The sequence below is a fragment of the Deferrisoma sp. genome (assembly GCF_054681715.1).
The window spans coordinates 1-5,475 of sequence record NZ_BAAHFQ010000183.1 but is presented as its reverse complement, the minus strand read 5'-3'; the positions used below and the strand labels follow the sequence as shown (position 1 = coordinate 5,475).

Below are 5,475 nucleotides of genomic sequence, written 5' to 3'. Positions count from 1 at the left end.
GGCGCGCACCCTGGCCGAGTGGCTCCGCAAGAAGGTCCTGATCCAGGACCGGGAGCCCTGCGTCTACTACACCGAGGAGGACTACCGCGGGGAGTTCGGCGAGCCCCTGACCCGCCGCGGCTTCTACGCCAAGGTGCGGCTCGAGGATCCCGACTCGGGCCTCTACTTCCCCCACGAGCGCACCCTGGCCGGCCCCAAGGCCGACCGGCTCCGGCTCATGCAGGCCGTCCGGGCCAACCTGAGCCCGATTTTCAGCCTGTACGACGACCCCCAGACCGTGGTGCTGCGGGACCTGGAGGCGATGGCCACGGGCACGCCGCCCCTCATCCGGGTGCGCTCCGACGAGGGGGTCAACATCCGGCTCTGGAAGGTGGCCGACCCGCGGCTCGTGGGGGAGGTGACCCGCCGCATGGCCGACAAGGTGTTCGTGATCGCCGACGGGCACCACCGCTACGAGACGGCCCTCGCGTACCGCGACCAGATGCGCCGGGAGAACCCGGAATACACGGGCACCGAGCCTTGGAACTACGTGATGATGTACCTGTCCAACCTGAGCGCCCCGGGGCTCGCCGTGTTCCCGACCCACCGAGTGGTGTTCGGGGTGCCGGCCGACCGTCTCGCGGGGCTCGACAAGGCGTTGGGGGAGTACTTCGAGGTGGAGCCCGTGCCGGATGCCGAGACGCTGTCGGCCCGGATGCGGGAGCTCCGGGGCAAGGCCCACGCCTTCGGCCTGGTGCGGAAGGGCGAGCCGCGGTTCTGCCTCCTGACCCTGCGGGACGAGGGGGTGATGCACCGGTTGCTGCGGGGCAAGATGCCCAAGGTGGTCCGCACCCTCGACGTCACCATCCTCCACACGTTGATCCTAGAACGGATGCTCGGGATCGACCGCAAGGCCCAGGAGGAGCAGCGGAACCTGCGCTACGTGAAGGGCACGGCGGAGTTGGTGCGCCAGGTGGAGGAGGACCCCGAGGTCCAGTTCGGGGTCCTCATGAACCCCACCCGGATCGAGGAGGTGAAGGAGGCGGCCCTGGCCGGGGAGCGGATGCCCCAGAAGAGCACCTATTTCTTCCCCAAGCAGGTGACCGGCCTCGTGATGCACCTCCTGTTCGACCCCCAGGGCAAGACGGCGGGGTAGGAGCGGCCGTGGCGGCCGACCGCTGGGCCGGGCCGGACGAAACCCTCGACGGCGCCCTGGGCGGGGCGGTTCGCCTGGTCCAGCCCCGCAAGGGGTACCGGTTCAGCGTGGACGCGGTGCTCCTGGCCCGGTTCGCGGCCGAGACCCCGGCCGACCGGGCCCTGGACCTCGGATGCGGGTGCGGGGTGGTGGGCCTGTGCCTCCTGGCCCTCGGGGGGGCGGGGGAACTAGTGGGGGTGGACCGGAACCCGGCCATGGTGGATCGGGCCCGGCGCTCGGCCGCGGCCAGCGGCCTCGCGGACCGGGCCCGGTTTGAGCAGGCGGACCTCCGGGAGCCGGGCCGGTGGCGCAGGCCCCGGTACCCCCTGGTGGTCTCGAACCCGCCGTACCGGCCCCTGGGCCGGGGCCGGGTGAGCCCCGACCCCGAGGTGGCCGAGGCGTGCCACGAGGTGAGCTGCACGGTCGACGACGTCGTGGCGGCCGCGGCGGATGCGCTCCGGTCCCGGGGCCGGTTCTGTTGCGTCTACCCCGCGGAGCGGGTGGTGGGGCTCCTGGCCGCCTGCCGGACCCACGGCCTCGAGCCCGAGGCGCTCTGGCCGGTCCATCCCCGGCCCGATGCCCCGGCCCACCGGGTGCTCGTGCGGGCCGTGAAGGGCGGGCGGGAGGGGCTCGAGCTCAGGCCTCCCCTGGTTCTCCACGCCCCCGACCGGAAGTACTCGCAGGAGGCGGAGCGGCTTCTGGGGCCTCCGTAGGCCCGCGCACCGAAAGGTGCCGGAGCCACAGGCGGGCGAACGCGGCGCCGAGTTCGGGGTCGGGGAGTTCCCGGGCCACGGCCTCCACCCGGCGGCGGTCCTCCTCGGACACGGGATGGAGGGGCCGGGGGGATCCGCGGCCCGCGGCGGGAGGCGCGGGCTCGTCGCCCACGGTGCGCACGCGGATGGCACGGATCTCGGAACCGCCCAGCCGCTCGTTCAGGCGGGACAGGATCTCCTGGCGCAGGAACGTGATCTGCTGGGCCCAGGCCGACGAGGGCACCCCCAGGACGAGCACGCCGCCTCGGAGCGACAGGGGCCGCACCCGGCGGGCGAGCTCGGGGCCGGCCACCTCGTCCCACACCTCCCAGACCCGGTGGGCGGGGCCCGGCGCGGCGGACCGGGCCGTCCGAAGGAGGGCCCGCACGGTGTCGCCGAGGGGCCGGGGGCGGGACGGCTCACGGCTCATCGGCCGGTCGCCCCCGGAAACCAAGGGGAACGGTCATGGATCGCGACGGCATCCTGATTTTCCATAGCATCCACCGGGTCATGGCGGCCGAAAAGGCGCTCAAGGCCGCCGGGCTCGACGTGCGGCTCATGCCGGTGCCCCGGCAGCTCTCGTCGGACTGCGGGCTCTCGATCGCGTTTCGCACGGCCGACCTGGCCGCGGTGGAGGAGGCGCTCGAGGCGGGCGGCTGCCCCTACGAGGAACTCCACCGCTGGAACGGCACCTCCTACGACCGGCTCGACCGGCCGTAACGGGGACCCCCAAAGCCAGCCCTCACGCCTACGCCCCCCGCCGCCCCTTGAGCCCGAACCAGCGAAGCGGCAGCTCCGGGCACGAGGCGAAGTGGAGGTGGATATAGCCCGCCAGGGCCGAACCCACCCGGTAGCCCTCCCGGCCCAGGTCCTCTCCCCGGGCGTTCCTCACCCGGTAAACGGCCTCGGCGCCCGCGGGCGGGGCCGCGAGCTCCGAGTAATGGAACTCGTGGCCCCGGGCCGTGAGCCCGTCGAGCCCCGGCACCCCCTCCACCACCACCTCCCGGTAACCCAGGTGGAACCGGCTCTGGCGCATCCGGGCCTCGGCCGCGAACACCCCGGCCATCCGGAACGTGCGGCCCTCCGGCGTGCGGAGCCGGTCGCAAAGGGCCATGAACCCCCCGCACTCGGCGTAGATGGGCTTGCCGGCCGCGTGGAACGCCCGCACCCCCGAGCGGAACGCCTCGTTGGCCGCCAGGCGCTCCGCGTGAACCTCGGGGTAGCCGCCGCCGAGGTAGAGCGCGTCGGCCTCTTCGGGAACCCCGTCGCCGTCGAGGGGCCGGAAAAAGGCGATCCGGGCCCCGGACCGCTCCAGGATCCTCAGGTTCTCGTCATAGTAAAAGCAAAACGCCGCGTCCCGGGCCACGGCGATGGTGCGGGTGGGGCGCTTCGGCCGGGGTGCCGCCCCTTGGCGGGGAGGGGGAGGGGGGGTGCGATCCAGGAGCCGGTCCACGTCCACGTGGGCCTCCACCCATCGGCCCAGGGCCTCCGCCCATCCCTCCGGCGCGGGAGCATCCTCCGGGGTCACGAGGCCGAGGTGCCGCTCGGGCAGCGCGACCTCGGGGCTCCGGGGCAGGGCCCCCAAGGAGGTCGGTAGACCCGCGTCGGCCAGGGCCTCGTCCAGGATCCGGCGGTGGGAGGGGCTCCCCACCCGGTTCCAGATCACCCCCACGATGGGGACCCGCGGGGGAAACGAGGCGAATCCCCGCACCAGGGCGGCGGCGCTCCGGGCCATGGACCGGGCGTCCACCACCAGGACCACCGGGAGGCCCAGCACCCGGGCCAGGTGGGCCGTGGCCCCCTCGGGCCGTCGGCCGTCCACCCCGTCGAAGAGGCCCATCACGCCCTCGACCACGGCCACGTCGGCCCCCTCCGCCGCCCGCCAGAAGAGCCGCCGGTTGGTGGCCCGGGGGATCATCCAGGTGTCCAGGTTCACCGAGGGCCGACCGGTGACCCGCGCGTGGTGGGCCGGGTCGATGTAGTCCGGCCCGGCCTTGAAGGCCTGGACCGCGAGGCCCCGGGCCCGCAGGGCCGAAAGAAGCCCCAGGGTCACCGTGGTTTTCCCCGACCCCGACCACGGGGCGGCGATCACGAAGGCGCTTTGCACGTGGATGCTCCGGTAGGCCGCGATGGGGCCTTATTCGCAGGAACGAGAACTTTTGTCCATTGATCCTAGGGTGGAGCACCGAGACGGCGCTAACACGACCGGCCACCGTAGACCGCCGCTACTTGGTGGCCCCTCTGGGGGGCCCTCCAATGTCCGAGGTAACGTCGGGGTCAGGACCCGATGTAGGAGCGGCGTCCCCGCCGCGATTCGGACCGAAGCCCCGAAAGAAACGCCGTCGCAGCTCGAAAGCCGTGCCCAAAGGTTGGGACGGGCGGCAACACCGGAATCGCCAAAGTTTTTGTCCGCCTAGCCGCCCAGCCGCCTAGCCGCCAAGCCGCCCAGCCTCCCAGCAGGCCTCCCCTTCAATACCGGATCTCGAAGGGTCCCTCGCCCCGGGCCTCCTCCCAGATCACGTCGCAGTGCTCCACCCGGGCGGCCGGGGGGCCCTTGCGGCACCACGTCACCGCCTCCTCCACCCGGGGCCGCGGCCCCTCGAACACGGCCTCCACCTCGCCCGTGGGAAGGTTCCGGACCCAGCCCTTGAGTCCCAGCTTCCGGGCCACGTCCCGGGTGCTCGCCCGGAACCACACCCCCTGAACCCGCCCGCTCACGATCACGTGCGCCCGCACCTCGTCCATCGCCTCACCTCCGGCCGGTTCCGCTGGTCCGGGGCTCTCGCCAAGAACGCGACAAAACCCATAAGGAGAACGTGGCGCTCGTTGCGGTCGTCGCGTGAGAAACCCTCACGGCGTCGCCGGGTCCCGGCGTCGGAACCTCGGTTCTCACGCCACGCTCGCCAAGCCCGCCACGAAACCCAAAAACCGTGGCGATCGCTGCGAGCTTTGCGTGAGTTCCTACTCCGCCTCGCCCCCCACCACCATCTCCGGAATCCGCAGCGTGGGTTGGGCGTCGGCCACGGGAACGCCCTGGTCGTCCTTGCCGCAGGTGCCCACCGAAAACCCCAGGTCCGACCCCACCCGGTCGATCGCCAGGAGCACCCGGGGGCCGTTCCCCACCAGGGTGGCTCCCCGCACGGGCTCGCCCACCCGGCCGTTCTCGATCCGGAACCCCTCGGCCACCTCAAACACGAAATCCCCGCTCACCGTGTCCACCTGGCCCCCGCCCATCCGGGTCACGTAGAGGCCGCTCGGGGTGTCGCGAAGGATCTCCCCCGGTTCGTCCGGCCCCGGCGCGATGAAGGTGTTGGCCATGCGGGGGATGGGGCGGTGGGCGAACGACTCCCGCCGGCCGTGGCCCGTGGGCGCCGCGCCCATCCTCCGGGCCGTGGACCGGCTGTGGAGAAAGCCCCGAAGCACCCCCTGTTCGATCAGCACCGCGCGGCGGGCGGGGGTGCCCTCGTCGTCGAACCGGTACGAGCCCCGGCGGCCGGGCAGGGTGGGGTCGTCCACCACCGTGATCCGATCGGAGGCCACCCGTTCGCC

The 5,475-nt window shown here is 72.9% G+C and carries 7 protein-coding genes; 3 read left to right on the top strand and 4 right to left on the bottom strand.

The features are described 5' to 3' along the window. Together ACY0I8_RS15945 and ACY0I8_RS15940 are read left to right on the top strand one after the other, a co-directional pair. Positions 1-1,135: DUF1015 domain-containing protein (locus ACY0I8_RS15945; RefSeq protein ID WP_461395529.1), on the top strand; the 1,135-nt coding region annotated here is incomplete at its 5' end. An 8-nt stretch (positions 1,136-1,143) separates the two neighbouring features. Beyond that, entirely contained in the window at positions 1,144-1,887 is a 744-nt protein-coding gene (locus tag ACY0I8_RS15940; protein WP_461395528.1) for a tRNA1(Val) (adenine(37)-N6)-methyltransferase, read from the top strand. Here the strand turns inward: ACY0I8_RS15940 and ACY0I8_RS15935 are convergent. After that, complete coding sequence (locus ACY0I8_RS15935; protein ID WP_461395527.1) at positions 1,811-2,356, bottom strand: DciA family protein; 546 nt, start codon at positions 2,354-2,356, stop codon at positions 1,811-1,813. The genes ACY0I8_RS15940 and ACY0I8_RS15935 overlap by 77 nt on opposite strands. A gap of 35 nt (positions 2,357-2,391) precedes the next feature. Here ACY0I8_RS15935 and ACY0I8_RS15930 point away from each other — a divergent pair, with 35 nt between their 5' ends. Then, entirely contained in the window at positions 2,392-2,646 is a 255-nt protein-coding gene (locus tag ACY0I8_RS15930; RefSeq protein WP_459940465.1) for a DUF3343 domain-containing protein, read from the top strand. A gap of 28 nt (positions 2,647-2,674) precedes the next feature. Here ACY0I8_RS15930 and ACY0I8_RS15925 read toward each other — a convergent pair whose 3' ends face one another. The 3 genes from ACY0I8_RS15925 to ACY0I8_RS15915 all read right to left on the bottom strand — a co-directional run. Further along, positions 2,675-4,033 (bottom strand): cobyrinate a,c-diamide synthase, encoded by a 1,359-nt coding sequence (locus tag ACY0I8_RS15925; protein WP_461395526.1) that lies wholly within the window; start codon positions 4,031-4,033, stop codon positions 2,675-2,677. 362 nt (positions 4,034-4,395) lie between these two features. Beyond that, positions 4,396-4,671, bottom strand: coding sequence for an acylphosphatase (locus ACY0I8_RS15920; protein ID WP_461395525.1), 276 nt, complete (start codon positions 4,669-4,671; stop codon positions 4,396-4,398). A 216-nt stretch (positions 4,672-4,887) separates the two neighbouring features. Next, positions 4,888-5,475: TldD/PmbA family protein (locus ACY0I8_RS15915; protein WP_461395524.1), on the bottom strand; the 588-nt coding region annotated here is incomplete at its 5' end.

Bases quoted from the DNA above. Each gene is read 5' to 3' on its own strand.
- ACY0I8_RS15935 (WP_461395527.1), bottom strand. From the start codon at position 2,356: ATGAGCCGTGAGCCGTCCCGCCCCCGGCCCCTCGGCGACACCGTGCGG.
- ACY0I8_RS15930 (WP_459940465.1), top strand. From the start codon at position 2,392: ATGGATCGCGACGGCATCCTGATTTTCCATAGCATCCACCGGGTCATG.
- ACY0I8_RS15920 (WP_461395525.1), bottom strand. From the start codon at position 4,671: ATGGACGAGGTGCGGGCGCACGTGATCGTGAGCGGGCGGGTTCAGGGG.